This window comes from Actinoplanes sp. NPDC051537, assembly GCF_055586105.1.
Window position 1 is genome coordinate 1 of sequence record NZ_JBVJIU010000039.1, and the last position, 22,836, is coordinate 22,836.

Annotated in this window: 25 protein-coding genes; 16 read left to right on the forward strand and 9 right to left on the reverse strand. The window is 71.7% G+C overall.

From position 1 onward, the window contains the following. The first annotated feature begins 12 nt into the window (after positions 1 to 12). From ACZ6TB_RS48235 to ACZ6TB_RS48265, 7 genes are all read left to right on the forward strand, one after another. Positions 13 to 1,308, forward strand: a complete 1,296-nt coding sequence (locus tag ACZ6TB_RS48235; RefSeq protein WP_465568475.1) for an aldehyde dehydrogenase family protein — start codon at positions 13 to 15, stop codon at positions 1,306 to 1,308. Next, complete coding sequence (locus ACZ6TB_RS48240) at positions 1,305 to 2,330, forward strand: ABC transporter ATP-binding protein (protein WP_465568477.1); 1,026 nt, start codon at positions 1,305 to 1,307, stop codon at positions 2,328 to 2,330. The genes ACZ6TB_RS48235 and ACZ6TB_RS48240 overlap by 4 nt, the downstream gene beginning before the upstream one ends. Then, complete coding sequence (locus ACZ6TB_RS48245) at positions 2,320 to 3,519, forward strand: ABC transporter substrate-binding protein (protein ID WP_465568479.1); 1,200 nt, start codon at positions 2,320 to 2,322, stop codon at positions 3,517 to 3,519. The genes ACZ6TB_RS48240 and ACZ6TB_RS48245 overlap by 11 nt, the downstream gene beginning before the upstream one ends. After that, positions 3,516 to 4,370 (forward strand): ABC transporter permease, encoded by an 855-nt coding sequence (locus tag ACZ6TB_RS48250; RefSeq protein ID WP_465568481.1) that lies wholly within the window; start codon positions 3,516 to 3,518, stop codon positions 4,368 to 4,370. The genes ACZ6TB_RS48245 and ACZ6TB_RS48250 overlap by 4 nt, the downstream gene beginning before the upstream one ends. Beyond that, positions 4,367 to 5,182: an ABC transporter permease gene (locus ACZ6TB_RS48255; RefSeq protein ID WP_465568484.1), complete on the forward strand. Its 816-nt coding sequence runs from the start codon at positions 4,367 to 4,369 to the stop codon at positions 5,180 to 5,182. The genes ACZ6TB_RS48250 and ACZ6TB_RS48255 overlap by 4 nt, the downstream gene beginning before the upstream one ends. A 1,494-nt stretch (positions 5,183 to 6,676) precedes the next feature. Continuing rightward, a complete protein-coding gene (locus tag ACZ6TB_RS48260; protein ID WP_465568487.1) occupies positions 6,677 to 9,367 on the forward strand; it encodes a hypothetical protein in 2,691 nt (896 codons plus the stop codon). Continuing rightward, positions 9,364 to 9,831: a hypothetical protein gene (locus ACZ6TB_RS48265; RefSeq protein ID WP_465568490.1), complete on the forward strand. Its 468-nt coding sequence runs from the start codon at positions 9,364 to 9,366 to the stop codon at positions 9,829 to 9,831. The genes ACZ6TB_RS48260 and ACZ6TB_RS48265 overlap by 4 nt, the downstream gene beginning before the upstream one ends. Here the strand turns inward: ACZ6TB_RS48265 and ACZ6TB_RS48270 are convergent. Genes ACZ6TB_RS48270 through ACZ6TB_RS48300 form a run of 7 tightly spaced genes read right to left on the reverse strand, consistent with a single transcriptional unit; the run spans position 9,800 to position 14,058 of the window. Beyond that, on the reverse strand, positions 9,800 to 10,390 hold the full coding sequence (locus ACZ6TB_RS48270) for a hypothetical protein (RefSeq protein WP_465568493.1): 591 nt from the start codon (positions 10,388 to 10,390) through the stop codon (positions 9,800 to 9,802). The two genes, ACZ6TB_RS48265 and ACZ6TB_RS48270, sit on opposite strands and share 32 nt — an antisense overlap. Before the next feature lie 8 nt (positions 10,391 to 10,398). Beyond that, a complete protein-coding gene (locus ACZ6TB_RS48275; protein ID WP_465568496.1) occupies positions 10,399 to 11,271 on the reverse strand; it encodes an ATP-binding cassette domain-containing protein in 873 nt (290 codons plus the stop codon). A gap of 25 nt (positions 11,272 to 11,296) precedes the next feature. After that, the gene (locus tag ACZ6TB_RS48280) at positions 11,297 to 12,070 is read right to left on the reverse strand and encodes a DUF427 domain-containing protein (protein WP_465568499.1); all 774 of its coding nucleotides are present in this window, start codon (positions 12,068 to 12,070) and stop codon (positions 11,297 to 11,299) included. 39 nt (positions 12,071 to 12,109) lie between these two features. Then, positions 12,110 to 12,664 (reverse strand): hypothetical protein, encoded by a 555-nt coding sequence (locus tag ACZ6TB_RS48285; RefSeq protein WP_465568502.1) that lies wholly within the window; start codon positions 12,662 to 12,664, stop codon positions 12,110 to 12,112. A 12-nt stretch (positions 12,665 to 12,676) separates the two neighbouring features. Continuing rightward, entirely contained in the window at positions 12,677 to 12,964 is a 288-nt protein-coding gene (locus tag ACZ6TB_RS48290; RefSeq protein ID WP_465568505.1) for a dihydrofolate reductase family protein, read from the reverse strand. After that, a complete protein-coding gene (locus ACZ6TB_RS48295) occupies positions 12,943 to 13,428 on the reverse strand; it encodes a hypothetical protein (protein ID WP_465568508.1) in 486 nt (161 codons plus the stop codon). The genes ACZ6TB_RS48290 and ACZ6TB_RS48295 overlap by 22 nt, the downstream gene beginning before the upstream one ends. A gap of 21 nt (positions 13,429 to 13,449) precedes the next feature. Beyond that, positions 13,450 to 14,058: a DNA-3-methyladenine glycosylase gene (locus ACZ6TB_RS48300; RefSeq protein ID WP_465568511.1), complete on the reverse strand. Its 609-nt coding sequence runs from the start codon at positions 14,056 to 14,058 to the stop codon at positions 13,450 to 13,452. A 126-nt stretch (positions 14,059 to 14,184) separates the two neighbouring features. On the opposite strand from ACZ6TB_RS48300, the gene ACZ6TB_RS48305 reads away from it, so the two are divergent. Further along, the gene (locus tag ACZ6TB_RS48305) at positions 14,185 to 14,919 is read left to right on the forward strand and encodes a hypothetical protein (protein WP_465568514.1); all 735 of its coding nucleotides are present in this window, start codon (positions 14,185 to 14,187) and stop codon (positions 14,917 to 14,919) included. 4 nt (positions 14,920 to 14,923) lie between these two features. Here ACZ6TB_RS48305 and ACZ6TB_RS48310 read toward each other — a convergent pair whose 3' ends face one another. Beyond that, the gene (locus ACZ6TB_RS48310) at positions 14,924 to 15,718 is read right to left on the reverse strand and encodes an SAM-dependent methyltransferase (RefSeq protein ID WP_465568516.1); all 795 of its coding nucleotides are present in this window, start codon (positions 15,716 to 15,718) and stop codon (positions 14,924 to 14,926) included. A 112-nt stretch (positions 15,719 to 15,830) separates the two neighbouring features. On the opposite strand from ACZ6TB_RS48310, the gene ACZ6TB_RS48315 reads away from it, so the two are divergent. The 7 genes from ACZ6TB_RS48315 to ACZ6TB_RS48345 all read left to right on the forward strand — a co-directional run bounded on the left by ACZ6TB_RS48315 (position 15,831) and on the right by ACZ6TB_RS48345 (position 20,568). Continuing rightward, complete coding sequence (locus ACZ6TB_RS48315; protein WP_465568518.1) at positions 15,831 to 16,697, forward strand: helix-turn-helix domain-containing protein; 867 nt, start codon at positions 15,831 to 15,833, stop codon at positions 16,695 to 16,697. Next, positions 16,690 to 16,899: a DUF397 domain-containing protein gene (locus tag ACZ6TB_RS48320; protein WP_465568521.1), complete on the forward strand. Its 210-nt coding sequence runs from the start codon at positions 16,690 to 16,692 to the stop codon at positions 16,897 to 16,899. The genes ACZ6TB_RS48315 and ACZ6TB_RS48320 overlap by 8 nt, the downstream gene beginning before the upstream one ends. A gap of 115 nt (positions 16,900 to 17,014) precedes the next feature. After that, positions 17,015 to 17,755 carry a CAP domain-containing protein gene (locus ACZ6TB_RS48325; RefSeq protein WP_465568539.1) on the forward strand — a complete coding sequence of 247 codons (741 nt, stop codon included), beginning with the start codon at positions 17,015 to 17,017 and terminating at the stop codon, positions 17,753 to 17,755. A 17-nt stretch (positions 17,756 to 17,772) separates the two neighbouring features. Next, positions 17,773 to 18,225 (forward strand): type II toxin-antitoxin system PemK/MazF family toxin, encoded by a 453-nt coding sequence (locus ACZ6TB_RS48330; RefSeq protein ID WP_465568524.1) that lies wholly within the window; start codon positions 17,773 to 17,775, stop codon positions 18,223 to 18,225. Positions 18,226 to 18,275: 50 nt separating this feature from the next. After that, positions 18,276 to 18,851 (forward strand): hypothetical protein, encoded by a 576-nt coding sequence (locus tag ACZ6TB_RS48335; RefSeq protein WP_465568526.1) that lies wholly within the window; start codon positions 18,276 to 18,278, stop codon positions 18,849 to 18,851. Between the two features lie 15 nt (positions 18,852 to 18,866). Then, a complete protein-coding gene (locus tag ACZ6TB_RS48340) occupies positions 18,867 to 19,520 on the forward strand; it encodes an adenylate kinase family protein (RefSeq protein WP_465568529.1) in 654 nt (217 codons plus the stop codon). Beyond that, positions 19,513 to 20,568 (forward strand): FAD-dependent oxidoreductase, encoded by a 1,056-nt coding sequence (locus ACZ6TB_RS48345; protein ID WP_465568532.1) that lies wholly within the window; start codon positions 19,513 to 19,515, stop codon positions 20,566 to 20,568. Before ACZ6TB_RS48340 ends, ACZ6TB_RS48345 begins: the two co-directional genes overlap by 8 nt. Here ACZ6TB_RS48345 and ACZ6TB_RS48350 read toward each other — a convergent pair whose 3' ends face one another. Beyond that, positions 20,569 to 21,318, reverse strand: a complete 750-nt coding sequence (locus ACZ6TB_RS48350) for a polyphosphate kinase 2 family protein (protein WP_465568534.1) — start codon at positions 21,316 to 21,318, stop codon at positions 20,569 to 20,571. It lies immediately after the preceding gene. 60 nt (positions 21,319 to 21,378) lie between these two features. On the opposite strand from ACZ6TB_RS48350, the gene tyrS reads away from it, so the two are divergent. Continuing rightward, on the forward strand, positions 21,379 to 22,632 hold the full coding sequence (tyrS, locus tag ACZ6TB_RS48355) for a tyrosine--tRNA ligase (protein WP_465568537.1): 1,254 nt from the start codon (positions 21,379 to 21,381) through the stop codon (positions 22,630 to 22,632). The last annotated feature ends 204 nt before the right edge of the window (positions 22,633 to 22,836 follow it).

Sequence of the window (22,836 nt, forward strand, 5' to 3'; positions counted from 1 at the left end):
GGGGAGCGAGTCGTGACATCTGTGGCACCGGCCATCGGGGGCGTGTTGTGTCCGCCTGGGGAGGTTGGGGAGGGACGGTGGGACGGGGGGGGGGAGGGGGGGGGGCCTGCGGGGCTGGCGCTGGCCCGCGGGGACTTCCCGCGGGCCAGGCGCGCCGAGGTCCTCGAGCGGGCGGCCGAGCTGCTGGCCGAGCGGACCGAGGAGTTCGCGGTCACGATCGCCCGCGAGGCCGGCAAGCCGATCCGCGACGCCCGGGCCGAGGCCGTGCGCTGCGTCGCCACCCTGCGGTTCTCGGCGGTGGAGGCGCGCAAGCTCGGCGGCGAGGTGATCCCGATGGACGGGCTCGCCTTCGCGCTGCGGCACCCGGTCGGCGTCGTCGCCGCGATCGCGCCGTACACCTTCCCGCTCGACCTGATCGCCCACAAGCTCGGCCCGGCCGTCGCGGCCGGCTGCCCGGTGGTGCTCAAGCCGGCCGAGCGCACCCCGGTCTCGGCGATCCGCCTGGTCGACCTGCTGGTCGAGGCCGGCCTGCCGGCGGACTGGATCTCGGTGGTGACCGGGACCGGCGCCGGCGCGGGGGCGGCTCTCGCCGCGCACCCGGGCGCCGCGCTGATCGCCTTCACCGGCAGCGTCGCGGTCGGCCGCCACCTCCAGGAGCTCGCCCCGCACAAGCGGATGCTCCTGGAGCTGGGCGCCAACGCGCCGGTGATCGTGGAGCCGTCGGCCGACCTCGGCCGGGTGATCGCCGCGGTCGGCCGCAGCGGCTTCGCCCACGCCGGTCAGAGCTGCGTCGCGGCGCGGCGCGTGCTGGCTCATCACGACGTCTGCGACAAGGTGGCGGACGGGCTGCGGGCCGCCGCCGGCGCCCTCCACATCGGAGATCCGCTGCGGGACGAGACCGACGTCGGTCCGCTGATCTCGGCGGCCGCCGCGGCCCGCGCCGAGCAGTGGCTGCGCGACGCCGAGGCGGCCGGCGCGCACGTCACCGGCGGCGCGCTTCTCCGCGGCGCCGTGCTGACGCCGGCCGTCGTCACCGGGCCGCCCGGCCACCGGGATCTGCCGGCCGGGCCGGTGGTCACGGTGACCCCCTACCGCGACCTGGACGAGGCGATCGCGCTGGCCAACGACGGCGACCACGGGCTCCAGGCCGGCGTCTTCACCGCCGACCTCGCCGTCGCGCTGCGGGCCGCGCGCGAGCTGGCCTTCGACGGCGTGCGGATCAACCAGGTGCCGGCGTTCCGCGCCGACCGGCCGGCCCGCACCGTGAACGAGATGACCGAACTGCGATTCGTGATGGTGAGCGCATGAGTACTCCGGCTATCCGGCTGTCCGGGCTGCGGAAGTCCTTCGGGGCCGTCGAGGCGGTCGCCGGGATCGACCTCGAGATCGCCGACGGCGAGTTCTTCTCGATGCTCGGCCCGTCCGGCTCGGGCAAGACGACCGTGCTGCGGATGATCGCCGGCTTCGAGCTGCCGACCGGCGGCACGGTCGCCCTCGGCGGGCGGGACGTCACCCGGCTCGCCCCGTTCGAGCGCGACGTGAACACGGTCTTCCAGGACTATGCGCTGTTCCCGCACATGAGCGTGCTGGAGAACGTCGAGTACGGGCTCAAGGTGCGCAAGGTGGCCCGCAAGGAACGGCGCGCGCGGGCCCTGGACGCCCTGGCATCCGTACGGCTGGAGGGATTCGAAGCTCGCCGGCCCAGCGCGATGTCCGGTGGTCAGCGCCAGCGGGTGGCCCTGGCCCGCGCCCTGGTGAACCGGCCCAAGGTGCTGCTGCTGGACGAGCCGCTCGGCGCCCTCGACCTCAAGCTGCGCGAGCAGATGCAGGTCGAGCTCAAGGAGATCCAGCGCGACGTCGGCATCACGTTCGTCTTCGTGACGCACGACCAGGACGAGGCCCTGACCATGTCGGACCGGGTGGCCGTCTTCGACGCCGGCCGGGTCGCGCAGGTCGGCACGCCGGAAGAGGTGTACGAGCGGCCCGCGACGCCGTTCGTCGCCGGATTCGTCGGTACCTCCAACCTTTTGACCGGCGAGGTGGCGCTCGCGCTCGTCGGGAAGAAGGGGACATTTTCCATCCGGCCGGAGAAGATCTCGCTGGCCTCGTCCGGGACCCCGGGCAAGGTCGCGGAGGTCATCTACGCCGGACCGGTCACGCGCTACGTCGTCGATCTCGACGCCGGCGTCCGGGTGACGGTCGTCGAGCAGAACCAGCGCACGGGAACCGCGGCGCTGGCGGAGTTGCGGGGGAAGCCGGTTCATCTGACCTGGCAGGCACAGCACGTCATGGAGATCCCCTCGGCTAAGGAGAACATCGATGCGGCATAAAATCCTCACGGCGGCTCTCGCGGCCGGCATGCTCGTGCTCGCCGGCTGCGGCAGCGGCGACGACGGCGGGAGCAGCGGCTCCGGGCCGGGCGGCATCTCCGTACCGAAGATCGACAAGCTCGCCCAGCTGGGCGAGGGCGAAGGCGCCGTCAACATCATCTCCTGGGCCGGGTACGTCGAGGACGGCTCCACCGACCCCAAGGTCGACTGGGTGTCCGACTTCGAGAAGGAGACCGGCTGCAAGGTCAACAACAAGGTCGCGGCCACCTCGGACGAGATGGTCACGCTGATGAAGACCGGCGAGTACGACGTGGTCTCCGCCTCCGGCGACGCCTCGCTGCGGCTCATCTACGGCGGCGACGTGGCGCCGGTCAACACCGACCTGATCGCGAACTACAAGGACGTCTTCGACGGCCTCAAGAACAAGCAGTGGAACTCGGTCGACGGGGTCGCCTACGGCATTCCGCACGGGCGCGGCGCCAACCTGCTGATGTACCGGACCGACGTGGTCAAGCCGGCGCCGACCTCGTGGGGCGCGGTCTTCGACGCCAGCTCGCCCTACCAGGGGAAGATCACCGCGTACGACTCGCCGATCTACATCGCCGACGCGGCGCTCTATCTCATGAAGACCAAGCCGGAACTGGGCATCAAGAACCCGTACGCGCTGGACGACACCCAGTTCAAGGCGGCGACCGACCTGCTCACCGCGCAGAACAAGATGATCGGCGAGTACTGGTCGGACTACACCAAGGAGGTCCAGGCGTTCAAGGCCGGCAACTCGGTCCTCGGCACGACCTGGCAGATCATCACCAACCTGGCCCAGGCCGACAAGGCTCCGGTCGAGGCGATTCTGCCCACCGAGGGCTCCACCGGCTGGTCCGACACCTGGATGATCTCGTCCAAGGCCAAGCACCCGAACTGCGGCTACCTGTGGATGAACCACATCATCTCGCCCAAGGCCAACGCCGCGGTCGCGGAGTGGTTCGGCGAGGCGCCCGCCAACAAGCTGGCCTGCGCCCAGACCGCCGACAAGAACTTCTGCACCACGTTCCACGCCGACGACGAGGACTACTTCGCGAAGGTCTGGTACTGGACCACGCCGATCGCCCAGTGCCTCGACGGACGCAAGGACGTGACCTGCAAGGACTACTCGGCCTGGACCCAGGCCTGGACGACGATCAAGGGATGAGCCTCGGGTCCTTCCTGCACCGTCACCCTCGGCTGCGGCTGGCGGGGCTGCTCTCGGCCCCGCTGGTGTGGCTGGTGGTCGCCTATCTGGGGGCGCTCGCCGTACTGCTGATCTCGGCCTTCTGGTCGGTCAACAGCTTCACCGGCGACGTGGTCAAGGTGTTCACCCTCGACAACTTCCGGACGCTGGCCACCGAGCACGTCTACCGGGCGGTCACGCTGCGTAGTCTCGGCGTGGCCGCGTCGGTCACCGTGATCTGCGTGGTGCTGGCCGTGCCGATGGCGTTCTTCATGGCCAAGGTGGCCTCGCCCCGGTCGCGGCACTGGCTGGTCATCGCGATCCTCACCCCGCTGTGGGCGAGCTATCTCGTCAAGGCGTACGCGTGGCGGATCCTGCTGGCCAACGGCGGCCCGATCGACTGGCTGCTCGGCGGTCCCGGGAACGGGCCCGGCTACGGCCTGTTCGCGGTGATCCTCGTGCTCTCGTATCTGTGGCTGCCGTACATGATCCTGCCGATCTACGCCGGCCTCGAACGGCTGCCCGACTCGATGCTGGAGGCCTCGGCCGACCTCGGCGCGCGGGCCGGGCGCACGTTCCGGGCGATCGTGCTGCCGATCCTGGTGCCGTCGATCTTCGCGGGCTCGATCTTCACGTTCTCGCTGTCGCTCGGCGACTACATCACCGTGCAGATCGTCGGCGGCAAGACCCAGATGCTCGGCAACCTGGTCTACGCGAACATCGGCGCCGCCAACAACCTGCCGTTCGCCGCCGCGATCGCCACCGTGCCCGTCGTGATCATGGTGATCTACCTGGTCGCCGTCCGCCGCTCGGGCGCCCTGGAGGAGCTGTGACGCTGTCCGTCTGGTCGCGCTGGGCGCTGCGCACCTTCATGGCGCTCGGCCTGCTGTTCATCTACGTGCCGCTGATGCTGGTGCTGGTCAACTCCTTCAACGGCGACCGTACGTTCGGCTGGCCGCCGCACGACTTCACGACCCGTTGGTGGTCGGCGGCGTGGACCAACACGGGCGCGCGGGAGGCCCTGCTCACCTCGGTCAAGGCCGGCCTGGGCGCCACCGCGATCGCCCTGGTCCTGGGCACGATGGTGGCCTTCGCCGTCCAGCGCTTCAAGTTCTTCGGCCGCGACACCGTGTCGCTGCTGATCGTGCTGCCGATCGCCCTGCCCGGCATCGTCACCGGCATCGCCCTCGACTCGGCCTGGCGCTCGGTGATGGAGCCGATCGGCATCGGCAAGGGCCTGTTCTCGGTGATCGTCGGCCACGCCACGTTCTGCGTGGTGACGGTCTACAACAACGTCCTGGCCCGCCTGCGCCGCACCGGCACCAACCTCGAGGACGCGTCGGCCGACCTCGGTGCTTCCCCCGGCCAGACGTTCCGCTACGTGACGTTCCCCCTGATCCGCTCGGCGCTGCTGGCCGGCGGTCTGCTGGCGTTCGCCCTGTCGTTCGACGAAATCATCGTCACGACGTTCACAGCCGGGCCCGGGATCACGACGTTGCCGATCTGGATTTTCAACAACCTGTTCCGCCCGAACCAGGCGCCGGTGGTCAACGTGGTGGCCGCCATCCTGATCGTTTTGTCGGTGTTGCCGGTTTGGTTGGCGCAACGCTTGGCCGGCCCGGAGGCGGGCGCCAGCCGCACCTAGAGATGGTTGTCGCTCTGCTCACCTGCCGTGCGCTGTGCGCCTGCCGGACCGAGCCGGGGTGTCGATCGTCCCCGGAAGCAGTGCTCTCCTGACGCTGGTGTGTGGGTTTCTGGGCAGCCCCGACCGCGCGACCGCGTATCGCCCACGGACGGCGCCAAGGGTGGGCCGGTGCTTGGTCGGTGGGCTGAGAGTACGTCTCGTGGCGCGCCGGAAAACTGTTCCGATCCGGTAATCGGGAAAGGCTTCGGAGATCTCCGGAATGGCATGATCGAATGCTTACCGCGCGGACGTGGAAGGCGGGAAAATTATGTATGCGGCAGATGCGGTTGTTTACCCAAGCTGAATTGGCCGCGATGCGTGATCGCACCAGATCTCGCGGCTGGTCGCCGGAGGCTGACGGGTTCCGGAGCGAGCATGAGCGGCATCGGCAGTGGGGTTTGGCGCGCCGGCATGCTGCTCGACTGCGCCGTGTGCACGAGGTGGCCGGTGAGGGTGACATTTCCCGGGCGGCCCGCAGCGAACGTGGGTCGCGGCGAAGCGGCGTTCTGATCGCTGCCGGGCAGACGGTGCCCCGGCCGCCGGCGACCCGTTCGGCGGCGCTGCCCGCGCCGACCGTGGTGTCGGCGGTCGGGGTGCAGGTGAAGGCGGTGCCTGCCGTGTCGGCGGTCGCCGCGCAGGTCGAGGCGGTGCCTGTGGTGTCGGCGGTCGCCGCGCAGGTCGAGGCGGTGCCTGTGGTGTCGGCGGTCGCCGCGCAGGTCGAGGCGGTGTCGGCGGTCGAGGCGGTGCCTGTGGTGTTGGCGGTCGCCGCGCAGGTCGCGGCGGTCGAGGCGGTGCCTGCGGTGTCGGCGGTCGCCGCACAGGTCGAGGCGGTGTCGGCGGTCGAGGCGGTGCCTGCGGTGTCGGCGGTCAACGCGCAGGTCGAGGCGGTGTCGGCGGTCGCGGCGCAGGTCGAGGCGGCGCGGGGGGCGTCGGCGCCGGCGGCACTCCCGGCGCAGGCCGAATACGCCGTGGCGTCCACGACTGACGGCGGACCGCCGCCGGTCACCGCGCGGCGCACGTGGACGGCGACGGTATCGGCCGCACCGGCGGCCGCCCACGAGTTCGCCGAACTCCGATCCGCCGCCTGCCCGCGCATTCCCGCCTTTGCGGCCGCGCATTTTCGTCTTTCGCCCGCGCATTTTCGTCTTTCGGCCGCGCATTCCCGCCTTTTCGGCCCGCACGTTTCCGCATTTCCGGCCGCGTTGTCTCGCCGCGATCGCCGTCGCCAAGTGCCCCCGAAATGCACCGCGGAAACGGCCGGATGGACAACCGGGCGCCGGCCGCCCGAGACGATGAGGACATCCCGCACCACCGCGCCGCCGCATGAGCGCCCGAACCCTCCGGCGCATCGATCCCAAAGCCCAAGCGCCCAGAGGCGGGTCAGAGGGGCGCGCCGGGTGTCGCAAAGCGGACGCCCCATTGCCCGCCCCGCCCGAAATGGTCCACTGTGGTCGCATGAGCGACCGGGTCCGGGCCGCGCCGGACGGGGAGACCGCGGCACCACGGACCGAACCGGTGGCCGCTACCGAGCCCGTCCTCAGCAACCGGGAGACGGCCGCCCGGATGCCCGCCGCCGCTCTCGCCGCGGGTGGCAACCGGGCCGTCGCCGGGCTGCTCGAGCCGCCGCCGCCGTCGGCCGCGCCAGGCGGCGGGGGCGTGCCGGTGCTGTTCGGCTTCGACGCGGTCGGCCGCAAGATCTACGCCTCGGTCACGGTGCCGGGGCACACGGTGGCGGACATCTCCACCTACGTCTACGGGTCGCCGGACAAGGTTGTCGACCTTCAGCAGGCCAACGGGGTCCGCGATGTCGTGCCGCCGGGGCGGAACCTCACGCTCGTGCCCGGCGCGTTCACGGGCGCGGCGCAGCGGGTGATCGACGCGGGACTGCGGGACGGCACGATCCTGCGCTCGTCGGGCATGCCGGCGGGGGAGAGCGGCGGGCCGGTGGTGGTCTACCAGTTCGCGGCCGCGGGGCAGCAGTTCACGTTGACCGAGGGGCAGCTGCGGGCCATGGCCCAGGGACAGGCCACCTGGGTGACGCGCAAGGCGACCCGGCTGCACGACTACGCCGAGATCGGGCGCGACGTCCACAAGGGACACCTGGACGACACGAACGGCGCCGTGCGGTGGGTCTCGGACTGGCTCGCCGATCAGGACGAGCTGCCGCTGAGCGTGTGGGACGAGGCGCTCGCCAAGTCCAAGGCGATCATCGACGGGCTGGCCGCGTTCGACGCCGGCGGCGGAGTGGTCGGCGATGCCGTCACCCAGGTCGCGGCCCAGGCCGCCAAGCTCGCCGACGCGGCGCAGGCCCTGGACAAGGCCGAGCGGGCCTGGCACGGATACATCGAGGGCACGATCCACGGCGCCGAGACCGCGGTGCATCACCTCGAGATCGTCCGGGACACGTCGTTCCTGATCGCCGCCGGGCTGGCCGGCGCCGCCGTGGCCCCGGTCGTCTTCGCCGCGGCCGGCACGAGCCTCGCCACCGTGTCGGTGACCGGCACGGCCGCGACCGTCATCTCCGGCACCGCGGCCATCGGCGCCGGGGCGGTGGCCGGCGGCACGGCCAACGCGGCATTGAACACGGTCGCGCCGTCGTCGACCGACCAGCGGCCGGCGGGCGAGCGGCTGGCCGACAACTTCCGGCGGGGCGCGCTGGCCGGCGGCCTCGGCGCGGCCGGCGCGCTTGCCGCCCCGGGCGTGGCGGGAACGATCAGCCAGCGCCTGTACGGGGTGGCGCCGGAGGCCGTGACCGGCTTCGGCGCGCGCGTCGCGGTCGGCACCGCCACCGGCCTGACGGTCGGCGCGCCACTGGGCGCGGCCGGGGCCGGCATCGAGAACGTCGGCGCCCTGGCCCGCGGCGAGATCGGCGTCGACGAGTACCTGAGGCGGGTCGGCTGGGGCGCGGTGTCCGGCGGCATCGTGGGCGCGGTCACCGGTTTCATCGGCTCGGCGTTCGCGAAGCCGGGCACGACCGGCGGCGGCGCCCCGCCCCTCGAGCCGGACGTCATCTACCAGCCGCCGCGGGTCGACCCCCGCACCGGCGTGGTCACCCAGATGGCGTTCCACCGGCCGTCCGGCACGTTCCTGCGGGCGACCTACGACCCGGCCACCGGCACCGGTGAGATCGTCAACGTCTCGACCGGCCAGCAGGTGGCGGTCGTGCGCAACGGGGTGGTGAGCCCGCCGGCGAAGGCGCTCCCGCCCGGCGAGACGCCGGGCGCGCAGGGCGAATCGGGTGCGCCGGCCGGATCCGGCGTGGCCGCAGGCGGTGGCGGCGAAACACCGGCCGGCATGCCAAAGCTGGGCCCCGTCCCCACGCTCGGGCCCGGCCCCACGCCCGGCCCAGACCCCGCGATCGTGAAGGCCGATCCCGTAGTAGCCGGCAAGCTGGCCAAGGCGCTGACCGAGAACAACCTAACCGGCGACACCCTCTTCGACGGCGTCGACACCATGACGGCCGGCAAGGTGAACACGGCGCTCACCCAATGGCCACGGGCCATCCCACCCCCGCTGCGCGCCCGCATGGTGCAGTGGGGCCGCGACGGCTGCGGCGGGAGCCCGCGCGAGTTCGCCAACCGGGTCGAGTACGCCCGCGCCCTGTTCAGCGAGACCCGGGACCGGTTCGCCGCCGAGTTCGCCGCCACCACCCCTGCCGCGCAGCTGCCGTCCAAGGCGGCCCAGGCCGCGGCCGCCGCCATGAACTCCGAGGCCGGCATGACCGACCTCTCGGCCCAGCTCGCCAAGGACCTGGCCACGATCGCCGCGACCCCGCGGTCGGGCCTGCTGCCGCCCGGTCTCACTCCGGCCCAGGTGCCCGACGCCGTCCGCGCCCTGCCCGCGCTGCCCTACGAGTCCGGCACCGCCGAGGCCTACCACGCCCACAAGCACATGGGCGAGCTGCCGGCGGGCGAGCAGAATCTCACGACACCCATCGAGTCGTACGCGGCGAGCATGCGCGAGACCGTACGATCCGGCAAGGTGGTCCTGGACGAGCCCAGCGGCGCCTCGCGACGGATCGTCTACCACCGCGAGGCCGACGGCATCACCGTGGAGGCGATCGTCTACGTCGACGCCGGCGGCAACGCGGTCGTCGCGAGCTACGGGGAACCGAAGGCGGTCAAGGTGAAGGCGACGACGAAGTGACGGCCGCCGAGGACACGGCCCGGCTGATGCTGGGCGACCTCGACGAGGCGCTGGCGGGCCGGGAGCCGTTCCTGCGCCAGGCCCTGCGCCGCCTCGTCCCGCTGCACGCCGGGGGCGCCGACCTGCCCGAGCGGGCCGCCATCGCCGACCGGCTCGCCCGGCTGCGTACCGGAATGGCGGTCTTCGTCGCCCGGAGCGCGGGCGCCGTCGACGATGCCCGCGACGACGACCTCGAAAGCGTGCTGACGTTGCGGTCGACGTTGCAGTACCTGACCGACGATCTTCGCGGCACGGTCGCCGACGGCGTGGTCGACCCCGAGGCGCTGGTGCGGATCGACGACGACCTGACCGACAAGCTGCGCGAGCTGGGCCCGCGGCCGGACATCGAGACCCCGCCCGGCATTCCGGCCTCGCATTGGTGGTGGCGGGCCGCTAGTCGCCCACCAGGTCCCGGCGGAGGGTGAGCGCGGCGACGGCCAGCGCGCCCAGCGCCCACGCGGCGAACACCTCGAGGGCGAACGGGTCGCCGCCCGAGGCGTCCAGATAGGACGACATCGGCAGCTGCCACTTGAGCTGGCCGACGATGCCCTCGACGACCACGAACCAGGCCGTGAAGCCGAACAGCAGCCAGGACGCGCGGCGGACCACGGCGGCGAGCGAGGCGGCGAAGACGGCCATGATCGGCACCACGAGCAGCGTGTGCACGTACGTCTGCCGGCCGTCCTTCAACAACGCGGTGATGCCGCACAACGCGGTCAGGACGAAGGACACCAGCACCGTCGTGGCGATCTGGGCGAACAACACCGGGAATCGTCGGGGCCGGGCCAGGAAGAGCAATGCGGCCGTACGGTGCTGAAAGTGCTGGGTGATGGTCAGCACGCTGATGCCGAACGCCCCCACGCCCGCCATCAGCGCCCAGAAGTTGGGGTCGAGGATGCCGAACGCCGCCGCCACCGCCCCGAACAGCGCGATCGTCACCCAGCTCGACCGGATCGACGCCATCCGGTACAGCTCGCTGCGCATCAACGTGATCATGAGGCCGCCAGGGAGAGGAAGATCTGCTCGAGGTTGGGGACGTCGGTGGTCAGCTCGTAGAGCGGCACGCCCGCGGCGAACGCGATCTCGCCGGCGTCCTCGGCCGACAGGCCGTCGACCTCCAGCGTCTCGTCGCCGGCCACCTTGGCGCCGGCCGACTCGAAGGCGTCCCGCAGCCGACGCGGGTCACGGCCCCGCACGTACAGCCGATGGGTCGCCGTGCCGTAGAGCTCGTCCAGCGGTCCCGCGTGCCGCAGCCGCCCGTCCGCGATGATCACGGCGTCGTCGATGAGCTGGGCCAGCTCGGCCAGCAGGTGGCTGGAGATCAGCACGGTGCCGCCGGCGTCGGCGTGGTCGCGCAGCAGTTGCCGCAGCCAGGCGATGCCCTCGGGGTCGAGCCCGTTCGCCGGCTCGTCGAGGATCAGCACCGGCGGCTCGCCGAGCAGCGCGGTGGCGACGGCCAGCCGCTGGCGCATGCCGAGCGAGTAGTCCCCGGTCCGCTGGTGCGCGGCGTCGGCCAGCCCGACCAGCTCCAGCAGCGAGTCGACCCGGGCCCGGTTCGCGCCGGCGAGCATGCCGTGCGTGATCAGGTGCGCGCGGCCGCTCTGCCCGGGGTGGCTGATGCCCTGCTCGAGCACGGCGCCGACCTGCCGCAGCGGATGCGCGAGATCGGCGTACGGCCGGCCGTCGATCAGCGCCTCGCCGCCGGTCGGCCGGGTCAGCCCGAGCAGCATGCGCAGCGTCGTGGTCTTCCCCGACCCGTTCAGCCCGAGGAACCCGGTGATCCGCCCCGGCGCGGCGGCGAAGGACAGTCCGTCGACCGCGCGGACCCGCCCGTACGCCTTGGTCAGCTCGATGGTCTCGATCATCGCGCGCCACTATGGCACAGCCGCGCTATCGGCGGGAGAAAGGCGTTTCCGGGCGCTCCAGCAGCTGGCCGTCGAGGTGGATGTCGAGCTTCTCGTTGTAGAACGCGACCAGCCCGGCGATCGCCGCGACCGCGGGCAGCGGGAAGGCGTAGGACCAGGCCAGGTCGGGATGGAGACCGGTCGGGGTGCGAACCGACCAGTAGTCGGTGGTGCGCCCCTTGTACGGGCACAGCGTCACGGTGTCGCTGCGCTCGAGGGCGGCCGGGTTGAGGGCGGTGCGGTCGAGGTAGTAGCGGGTCGGCAGGCCGGTCTCGAAGAGCAGGACCGGCGAGCGCGACTCGGCCAGGGTCACGCCGTCGAGCTCGACCCGCACGTGCCGGCTCGAGCGCAGCGCGTCCACGCGGTGGTACGGGTTCCGCGGGTGCCCGAAGATCTCCTCGTCCTCCTCGAACCAGGCGTCGAGCGCGTCCCATTCGAAGCGGACGAGCCCGGCCAGCCCGTCGATGGCGTCGTCGGTGTAGACGCGCCCGGCCGCGGCCCGGTGGATGTCGTCGACGCGCAGGCCGAGGCGGCGGGCCGTCCCGCGGCTGAGCCGCTGCTCGTGCTCCTCGTCGACCAGGAACTCCTTGGCGACGTCGTCGATCGGGATGTAGTACTGCGGAAAGGCGGGGTGTTCCCACAGGTAGACGGCGCGCGTGGTGTCGACGACCACGCGCCCGCCGAGCATGGCGCGCACACGTCGCGGCGACGGCACGATCTGGTCGGTCGCGGCGATCGATTCGGGATAGTCGGTGCCCATCCCTCCTTCGTAGCAGCCGCGGGGCCCGAGGACGAGGGCTCAGGCCAGGGGAAGGCCGGCCGACTGGGTGTGGGTCGGCTCGGGCGCGGCGTGGTGGGTGAGCACGGCGCCGGTCAGGAAGACGCCGCCGACCGCCAGGGCGCCCAGCACGCCGAGGGAGATCTGCTGCTCGTGGTCGAGCTGGCGGTCGTAATCGGCCTCGGTGATGACCGTGACCCGCCCGTGGTGGTCGGAGACGTACTGCCCGTCGCGCATCTCGGCGTTGCCGTCCAGCCCGGCGAAGGCGACGACCACGGCCAGCCAGAAGCCGAAGAAGATGACGCCGGCCAGCATCGAGGCCCAGTGCGGCACGTGCGGCGGCACCCACGAGGTCAGGCTCCAGCGCAGGCGCGGCCGGGTGGTCCGGTAGTACCACCGGTTCCCGATCACCCCGGCGATCACCCCGGGCACGGTCAGCAGCGCCGCCACGCCGACGGCGACCACCGACGGCACGAGCCGGACCCCGGCGAGCAGCCCGGCGATCAGCACGGCCGCCCAGACCATGCCGGCGGAGCACATCGCGCTGCACACGACCAACCACCGATGCGGAATCATCAGTTCGAGACGCTAGCCGCCCCCGGCCCCGGACGCAGGCGTTTCCCCGCGGTCCGCGGCGTATCGCAGCAGCACCGTCCCATCGCTCTCGACCTGCGCCGACAGCAGCCGCAGCGGCAGCGGTGACTCGTCGTCACCCAGCGGCGGCCCGTCGAAGACGGCCGGGGTGCCGAGCCCGCCGACCAGCGCGGGCAGCACGGTCACCTCGACCTCGTCGACCAGCCCGGCCCGCAGCAGCGCGCCGTTGAGCCCGCCGCCCGCGTGCGACACCACGGTCGTCACGCCGAGCCGCTCCCGCATGCGGCCCAGCGCCGCCCCGAGATCGACCCGCTCGTCGCCGGCCACCAGATAGGCGATCCCCTCCCGGCGCAGTAAGCCAGGTAGGCCGGGGGAGTGGCCGCACAGACCAGCACGAGCAGGTCGAACTCGCCGCTGCTGGTCATCGTCCAGCGGACCCGGCCGCGCCCGTCGACGACCGTGAACCATTTCCGGCCGCCCGGGGTGGCGAAGTCGGCGTAGAGGTCTTCGCCGTCGCCCGGCGGCGGCAGGTCGGTCAGCGACCCGGCCGTGCCGGCGACCAGGGAGCCGCTGCCCTCCAGGATCGCCTGATGGTCGTGCCGGGCGGCGCGGGCGGCGTCGACCGCGTCGAAGCTGGGCGGCCGCAGGGCCGCCCATCGCTCGTCGTGCAGCAGGAGGCGGTCGCGCCGGAGCGCGACCCGCCCGTCGACCGAGACCTGGGCGGAGACGACCACATGGGGAAGCATGGCCCCCGTTCTACCGGGCCCCTACGACACTTTCCGGATGCGCGGCGTGTGCCGGCGGTAGGCGCTCACCGTCGGGTCGCCGGCCAGCCAGAACCGCCACGGCACGTCGAGCGCCGAGGTGACGCCGACCCGCGGGCCCGCCATGATCGGGCCGACCGGGCCGGCCGGGGGAGTGAGCGTCAGCGGACCGGTCCCGTCGATCACCGACGTGTCGTTCGCGCTCCGGTCCAGGGCCAGGACCTGCATCAACTTGGCCGGCCCGGATGCCAGGTCGTCGTCCTTGCGCGCGGCCGGCCGCCGTTGCCGGGCCCGTTCCAGCCCGCCGGCCACCGCGCCCGCCCGCAGCAGCACGGCCGCCGCCTTCCCGGGCTCGCCGCAGACGATGTTGGCGCAGAAGTGCATGCCGTAGATCTGGTAGACGTACAGCCGCCCGGCCGGCCCGAACATCACCGCGTTGCGGGTCGTGACGCCGCGGTGCGCGTGGCTGGCCGGGTCCTCGCCGAGCCCGCTGTACGCCTCGACCTCGGTGAGCCGCGCCGTCACCCCGTTCGCCGTCAGCCGCCAGCCGAGCAGCGTGCGGGCGGCCTCGTCGACGGCCGTCGCGGGCAGATGCAGCCACGGGTAATCCACGCGGCCCAGCAAAGCACACGCGTTTACGGGCAATAATTGCCGGGCAATGATCCGACTTGGGATGATTTGTAGGGATAAGGGGGTGCGGCGCTGACGAGACCCGACCCCGACCTCCTCCAGCGGTGGGTGATCCACGAGCGGGTCCCGCCCGCGGCGGTCGGCCCCCGGCTCGGGCTCAGCCGCGCCGCCGGCTACCACTGGCTCCGGCGCTACGGCATCACGCCCGACGCGCCGGCCCTCACCCAGCGCCGGCTCGTCGGCCGCTGGCGGGCCGGCATGGTCGCCGCTCATCTGGCCGCCGAGCTCGGGCTGGCGCCCGACGCCGTACGGGAACGCCTGGTCTCGGCCTCGGTCCTGCAACCCCGGCGCACCTACTTCGTGGTCGGATCGCCGGACGACCCGCTGCCCGAGCACCTGCTGCGGGACTGGTACGTCCGGGAGGGCTTCACGGTCGCGCAGGTGGCCGAGCTGACCGGCACCACGGCCCGCCAGGTCCGCTACCGGCTCGCCCGCTACCGGCTGTCCCCGGGCCGCCCCGGTCCCGCGTCCCGCATCCGCAAGAGCCTGACCCGGGCCGCCCTGACCGAGCTCTACCTGCGCGACGGCCTGACCTGCCCGCAGATCGCCACCCGGGCCGGGGTGAGCGCCGAGAGCATCCGCGAGCTGCTCGCCGGCTACGGCATCGACCGCCGCCCGAGTGGCACCCGCTCGCGCCCGCCCCTCACCGACGCGGCGCTCACCGCGTACCGGAAAGGCGCCGCAACCCTCGCCGAGCTCGCGGTGCAGCTCGGATATCTCACCCCCGCGGGAAACCCGGCGGTTCGCCGCCTGCGCGCGGCGATCGCGCGGGCGGAGAACTGAAGTACTAGGCCTTCCGGCCCACCGCGCCGAACATCGAGGCCTCCACCGGCGTCGGATGCTCCGGAGACTCGGGGTCCGGCCGCCACTCACTCACCGCGGCCACGCCCGGCGGGACCAGGTCGAGCCCGGCGAAGAACTCGTCGAACTGCGCACGCGTGCGGGGATGGACATCCGAGCGGCCGGTACGCAGCGACTCGTCCCAGTTGGCCTTCAGCTCCGGCGTGAGGAAGTCGGTCGTGGCGCAGGTCATCACCAGGTGCGAGCCGCTCGGCAGGGCGTCCAGCAGGGTGCGGACGATCTCCCGGGCTTCCTCCTGGGCCGGCCGGAAGTGCACCACCGCGACCAGGATCAGGCCGACCGGCCGGGCGAGGTCGAGCGTCTCCGCGGCGATCGCGAGGATCTTGGACGGATTCCGCAGATCTTCCTCGAGATAGCGGGCCCGGCCCGACGGCGTGCTGGTCAGCAGCGCCCGGGCGTGCGCCATCACCATCGGGTCGTTGTCGACGTAGACGATCCGCGCCTCGGGGGCGACCCGCTGGGCTACCTCGTGCGTGTTGTCCGCCGTCGGCAGGCCGGTGCCGATGTCGAGGAACTGCCGAATTCCGGCGTCGGCGGCCAGATAACGTACGGCTCGCCCGAGAAACGCCCTGTTCGCCCGGGCCGCGATTCTCGCCGCCGGGTAGGACTTCGCCAGGAGGTCGCCCGATTCCCGGTCGGCCGCGAAGTTGTCCTTGCCGCCCAGCCAGTAGTTGTAGCGGCGGGCCGGGTGCGCGACGCCGGAGTCGAACCTGTCGGTCATGCGGCCATCCTAAGTGGATCATGCGAGTTTTGGCATTCACGATAAGCGATCAAGTAAGTACGCTGTGTGTCTCCGGCTGGGATTCTCGGATGGAAATTCTCGGGAGCTGCACATGACCGACACGGGCTCGACCGTTCCGCGCCGCCAGGTCGGCCGTCTCATGCGCCAGTTGCGCGAGCAGGCCGGCATCACGCTGATGGCGGCGGCCGAGGAGCTCGAGTTCTCCCGCGCCCGGATGTACCGGATCGAGAACGGCGAGGTCCCGGTGCGTAAACACGATGTCATTGCCATGTGCACGGTGTACCGAGCCACGCCGCGGATGACCGAGGTTTTGATCAGCCTGGCCCAGGAGTCCAAGGCGAAAGGCTGGTGGCACGCGTACGGCGATGTCGTCCCGGCGTGGTTCGAGCTTTATGTCGGGATGGAGCAGGCGGCCAGCCGGCTGCGATCGTTCGCGCCCAGCCTGATCCCCGGCCTGCTGCAGAGCCGGGAGTACGCGGAGTGCGTCTTCGAGCGGTGGGGCGGGCCGGCGTCGCGGGGCGCCGTGGCCGTACGCCTGGAACGGCAGTCCCTGCTCACCCGCGCCCGCCCCGAGGCCCCACGGCTGGACGTGGTGCTCGACGAGGGCGTGCTGCGCCGGGCCATCCCCGACCGGCTCGGCATGCGCAAGCAGCTCGCCCACCTGGTGAACGTCTCGACCCGGCCGAACGTCAGCGTGCGGGTCGCGCCGTTCGCGGCCGGGCCGCATCGCGCCGCCGCCTCCGGGCCGTTCACGATCCTCGACTTCCCGGCCATCGGCACCGCCTCGCCGGAACCGACGACCGTCTACTGCGAGAACCTCACGGGGGCGCTCTACCTCGATAAAATCACCGACGTGGATGCCTACGAATCGACCTGGGCCGAACTCGACGCCACCGCGCTGAGCCAGGACGAGTCGGGCGACCTGATCCGGGCGATCATCGAGGAGAGTGATGAGTGACCTCACCGGTGCCGACTGGCACAAGAGCACCCGCAGCGGCGGCAACGGCGGCGACTGTGTCGAGGTCGCGGTGAACCTTCCGGGCATCGTGGCCGTACGAGACACCAAGGACCGGGAGGGCGCCGCGTTGGTCTTCAGCCACGCCGAGTGGCGCGCCTTCCTCGACGGCGTGCGCGGAGGAGAGTTCGACCTCTATCTTTAGATCTCCGTGATCCCTCTCTTAAGCGCTCTTTAGGCGGCGAGCGTGCGCCCGCCGCCGCACCGATAGTGAACGGGCTCCTGCCCGTCGATCCCGCTTGAGGTGCCGTCCCGTGTCGATGACCGCCGCCGCCCGTTTCCGTTACACGTTGGTGGCCGGGGCCACCGCCGTGGTGATCGGGAGCGGATTCACGGTCATCGGTCTGAGCCGGCACGCCTCCGCCGAGACGCCGGTCAGCACCGCCGCGGCCGACAAACCGCTGGCCCCGCCGTCGCAGCCGGAAGACTCCCCGTCGCCGCTGCTCGATCTGGAGACCGCGTCGCCGTCCCCCTCGGCCTCCAAGTCGCCGTCCCCCAAGAAGACCACCTCGTCGCCCGCCCCGCGCAAGACGGTCAAGCCGACCAGCACGAAGACCGCCGCGCGGGTCCCGTCGACCGGTGACGACGTGCTCGACGCGGTGCTGGCCCACATCAACACGGCCCGGGCCCAGGAGGGTCTCGGCGCGCTGACCCTCGACGCGAACCTGTCGAAGGCGTCGGCCCTGCACAACCAGCTGATGATCAATGGTTGCGGGCTCGAGCACCAGTGCCCGGGCGAGAAGGGCCTCGGCGACCGCTTCAGCGCCCAGGGCGTGCGGTGGAGCTCGGCCGGCGAGAACATCGGCTTCGGCTCCAGCGGCTCGAGCGAGGCGCAGATCATCAAGGCCGCGAACGGGCTCACCGACAGCATGCTGGCCGAGACCCCGCCCAACGACGGCCACCGCAAGAACCTGCTGAACACCGGCTTCAAGCGGATCGGGCTGAGCGTCGTCCGGGACAGCAAGGGCATCACCTGGCTGACCCAGGACTTCGTCAATTAAGCCTCTAGAGTGCTGCGGTGGCCAAGATTCTGCAGTCCCTGTTCGGCCGGTTCCGCAAGCCGGCCTCGCCGCGTCCCCCGCGGCACCTCCCCAAACCGCGCAGCGGGCGGCACCTCGAATACGCACCCAAGATCGACGGCGACGCCGACCCCGGCGAGATCGTCTGGACCTGGGTCCCGTACGAGGACGACCCGAACCAGGGCAAGGACCGGCCGGTGCTGGTCGTCGGGCGGCAGGGCCGCGACGTGCTCGGGCTCATGCTCTCCAGTCAGAGTGAGCGGGACGGCCAGCGCAACTGGCTCGCGCTCGGTCCCGGCTCCTGGGACCGCGAGGCCCGCCCGAGCTGGATCCGCCTCGACCGGGTGCTCGAGATCGACGCCGACGGCATCCGCCGCGAGGGCGCCATCCTCGACCGTGACCGTTTCGACCGGGTCGCCGCGAAGCTCCGGAACGACTACGGATGGGCGTAGTGACGGACGTTAGTGGACAGGGCCACGCGCTCTCCGGATAGCGTTGTCCCATGGGCAACGGCGTCATGGTCGGTTTCGGCGGCAAGCAGGCCTGGCTCGCGGTGGCGGGCCAGGACCAGGAGGCGGTCATCGCCGCCCTCGGCCTGCGCGACCTCGGCCCGGTGCCGTGGCGCGAGGGCATCGACCTGGCCCACCTGACCGACGACCGGGTGGCGGTCACCCCGCCGCTCCCCGGCGCGCGCGACACCGAGTGGATCCTGGCCACCGGCCGCCGGCTGCTGCGGGTGAACGTCGACGTCATCGGCCTGTCCGCGACGCTCGGCGGCGAGGTGCAGTTCTTCGCCACCCACCGGGTCACCGAGCTGCACCGGTGGCAGCGGGCGGCGGGCGGGGAGCTGATCCGGGCGTTCGGCTACGTCGGGCAGACCGGCGAGGTGACCTCGTGGCACGGCGAGCCCGGCCCGGCCGAGCGCGATGCCGGGCTGCCGGCCGAGCTCGATGAGGACTCGACCGTACTCGTGGGTGAGAAAGACGTGCTCAAGGTGGCCGATGCCTGGAGCATTGACCCGACTACCTTGACCGGGCGGCCGGCGCCCGGTCTGCTGCGACTCGGCGCGACCGACTGAGAGAGGCCAAGACCGATGCGCAAGTACGTGATCATGGGCGTGCAGGGGAGTGGCAAGGGCACCCAGAGCGAGCTGCTCTGCGACGACCTCGACCTGGTCCACATCGCGGTCGGCGACATCTTCCGCTGGCACGTGCAGAACCACACCAAGCTCGGCGCCCAGGTACGCCGCACGATGAACTCGGGCGAGCTGGTCGGCGACGACATGGTCGAGAGCGTCGTCCGCGAGCGGCTCGACCAGCACGACTGGAACTACGGCTTCGTGATCGACGGCTTCCCGCGCAACGGGCGGCAGGCCGAGTTCTTCATGGAGAGCTACGACATCGACGGCGTCATCCACCTCGAGCTCCCCGAGGAGGAGGTGCGCCGCCGGGTGCTCAGCCGCCGCCTGTGCCCGAACTGCGGCATGGACTACAACCTGATCGCCGACCGGCCCAAGGAGGACGGCCGCTGCGACATCTGCGGCCACCAGCTGATCACCCGCGCCGACGACACCCCCGAGGCGCTCGACGCCCGCCTGCGCGACTACAACGAGAAGACCCGCCCGGTGCTGGAGCTGTTCCGGCGCAAGGAGTTCGTGCACGACATCGACGCGCGACCCCCGGCCGAGGAGGTCCAGGCGAAGATCCGGGCCGCCCTGAACCTGCCGGCCTACCAGGCCCATGCATGACGTGGTGGTGATCGGCGGCGGGGCGATGGGCTCCGCCGCCGCCCTCCGCCTGGCCGACGTCGGCCGCGACGTGGTGCTCCTGGAGCAGCACCCCTTCGGCCACGCCCTCGGCGGCTCGCACGGCGCCACCCGCCTGTTCCGCGCCGCCGTCGACGACGCCGGCTACGCCGAGCGCGTCGCCCGGTCGGGTGAGCTGTGGCGGGAGCTCGAGGACCGCTCGGGCCGCACCCTGCTGGAGGTCACCGGCGGCGTCGACCACGGCGTGTCCGACGAGGTCGTGGCCGCCTTCACCGGGACGGTCCTGCACCCGCGCGAGGCCGCCGCCCGCTGGCCCGGCATGCGCTTCGAGACCCCCGTGCTCTACCAGCCGGGTTCCGGCCGCATCCGGGCCGACCGCGCGATCGCGACGACCCAGGAGCTGGCCCGGGCCTCCGGAGCAGAACTGCGCGATGGCGTACGGGTGGAATCGTTGCGTGTCCGCCCGACCGGCGTCGCCGTCGACACCGCCACCGAGACCCTGCACGCCCGCCAGGCGGTGGTGACCGCCGGCCCGTGGACCCCCGGCCTGCTGACCACCGTGACCCCGCTCCCGCCGTTCCGGGTGACCCAGGAGCAGCCGCGCTTCTTCGCCCCGCGCGACCCCGCCGCCACCTGGCCGTCCTTCGTCCATTGGCGCGGCACCCCGGTCTACGGCCTGTACGAGTCCGGCGCGGGCGTGAAGGTCGGCCACCACGGCACCGGCCCCGAGATCGACCCCGACACCCGCCGCCCACCCGACGAGGCCGCCGACGCCGCCCTGCGACGCTACGTCGAACAGTGGTTCCCCGGCCTCGACCCGGCCCGCTCGACGCCGATCAGCTGCCTCTACGACAACACCCCGGGTTCCCGCTTCGTCATCGACCGGGTGGGCCCGGTAACCGTCGCCGCGGGCTTCTCGGGCGAGGGCTTCAAGTTCGTCCCGCTGGTCGCCCAGTACATAGCCGCCCTCGTCACCGGCGCCGGCGAGACACCGCCCGACTACCGGCTCGCCGCCCACGGCATCGCCTAGCTATATCTCGTACCCCCGCTTGGTCAGTTCCTTCTCGATGGCATCGCAGACCGTCTCGACCACCGCGAACCGCGCGTAATGCTTGTCGTCACCCGGAATCACCCGCCAAGGGGCCCAGGTCGGGTCGCAGCGCTCCAGCAGCTCCTCGACCGCCTTCTCGTACTGCGGCCGCTTCTCCCGGTTGCGCCAGTCCTCGTCGGTCAGCTTCCAGGTGCGCAACGGGTCCTGCGCGCGGTCCTCGAAACGGCGCAGCTGCTCCTCGGGCGAGACGTGCATCCAGAACTTCACGATGATCATGCCCTCGGCGACCAGCGTGCGCTCGAACTCGACGATCTCGTTGTACGCCCGCTGGTACTGCTCCTCGGTCGCGAAGCCCTCGACCCGCTCGACCAGCACCCGGCCGTACCACGAGCGGTCGAAGACCGACATGCCTCCCCAACCCGGAAGTTTCGGCCAGAAGCGCCACAGGAAGTGGTGCCGCTTCTCGTCGTAGGTCGGCGCCGCGAACTGCGACACGCGTACGTGACGGGGGTCGATCGGCGCCACCAGGCGCTTGATCGCCCCACCCTTGCCGGACGCGTCCCAGCCCTCGAAGACGCAGGTGAGCGGCGGTCCGATGCGCTTCTCACCGATCTGGCCGCCGAGGAGCAGGCGCAGCCGCAACAGGCGGTCCTGCGCCTCCTCGAGGCGGGCGATCGCCTTCTTCTTCGAGATGTCGGTCGGCGGTACGGGGCTACCCAGGCGGCTCATCTCCACAGCATGGCTAAACCCGGTGTGATTCGCAGCCGTCAGTGCGGGAGAATTGCCGTCGTGACTCTCGTAGACGACTTGCAGTGGCGTGGACTGCTCCAGGACTCGACCGACCTCGACGCGCTGACCGAGGCGCTCAACGGCCCTGGCATCACGTTCTATGTGGGGTTCGACCCCACCGCCGCGTCCCTGCACGTCGGCCACCTCATGCAGGTGATGACCGCCCGGCGGCTCCAGCTCGCCGGCCACAAGCCGCTGCTGCTCGTCGGCGGCGCCACCGGCCAGATCGGCGACCCCCGGGAGTCCAGCGAGCGCTCGCTCAACCCGCCCGAGGTGATCGAGGGCTGGGTCTCCCGCATCCGGTCGCAGTTGCAGCCGTTCGTGACCTACGAGGGCGTCAACGCGGCCGAGCTGGTCAACAACCTCGACTGGACCGGCCCGACCTCGGTGATCGAGTTCCTGCGCGACGTCGGCAAGCATTTCCCGGTCAACAAGATGCTGGCCCGCGACGTCGTGCGCAACCGCCTCGAGACCGGCATCAGCTTCACCGAGTTCAGCTACCAGCTGCTCCAGGCCAACGACTTCTACCAGCTGCACGTGCGGCACGGCTGCGCGCTCCAGTTCGGCGGCTCCGACCAGTGGGGCAACATCACCGCGGGGGTCGATTTCGTACGCCGCCGGGGCGCCGGCCCGGTGCACGCCTTCACCACGCCGCTGGTCCTCAAGGCCGACGGCACCAAGTTCGGCAAGAGCGAGGGCGGCGCGGTCTGGCTCGACCCGGCGATGACCTCGCCGTACGCGTTCTACCAGTTCTGGATCAACGCGGACGACCGGGACGTCAACCAGTACCTGCGCTACTTCAGCTTCAAGACCCGGGAAGAGCTCGAGGAACTGGAGAAGGCGACGGCCGACCGCCCGCAGGCCCGGCTCGCCCAGCGGGCGCTGGCCGAGGAGATCACGGCGCTGGTGCACGGTCCCGAGGAGGCGTCGCAGGCGGTCGCGGCCTCGCAGGCTCTCTTCGGGCGGGGTTCGCTGGACTCACTCTCGGCGAGCACGTTGCGGTCCGCGCTTTCCGAGACCGGTCTCCTGCCCGTACGAGGTGAGCTCCCCAGCCTCGCGACGCTCCTCAAGGAATCGGGTCTGGTCGCCAGCGCCAACGAGGCCCGGCGCACGATCGCCGAGGGCGGGGCGTACCTGAACAACGAGCGCATCACCGACGGGGAGGCCGTTCCCGCGGCGTCGTCCCTGCTGCACGACCGGTTCCTGGTGCTGCGCCGCGGCAAGAAGTCGTTCGCCGGCGTCGAGGTTCTTTAGGGTTTTCGCTGGTCGGCCCCCTGTGACGTGGTTCGCAGGGGGCCGATTTGGCGCCCGGGTCGGGTGCCCTGTAATGTTTCCCGAGCCGCCAGGGAGACGGGCGAGCGCGGGGGGCCTTTCGGGGTCGTCGCAGCGGCCGTCCTGGTGGAACCCCGAGGAATTGCACCGGCTGTTTGCCGTGTACTGTTTTGCGGGGCCTGAGGT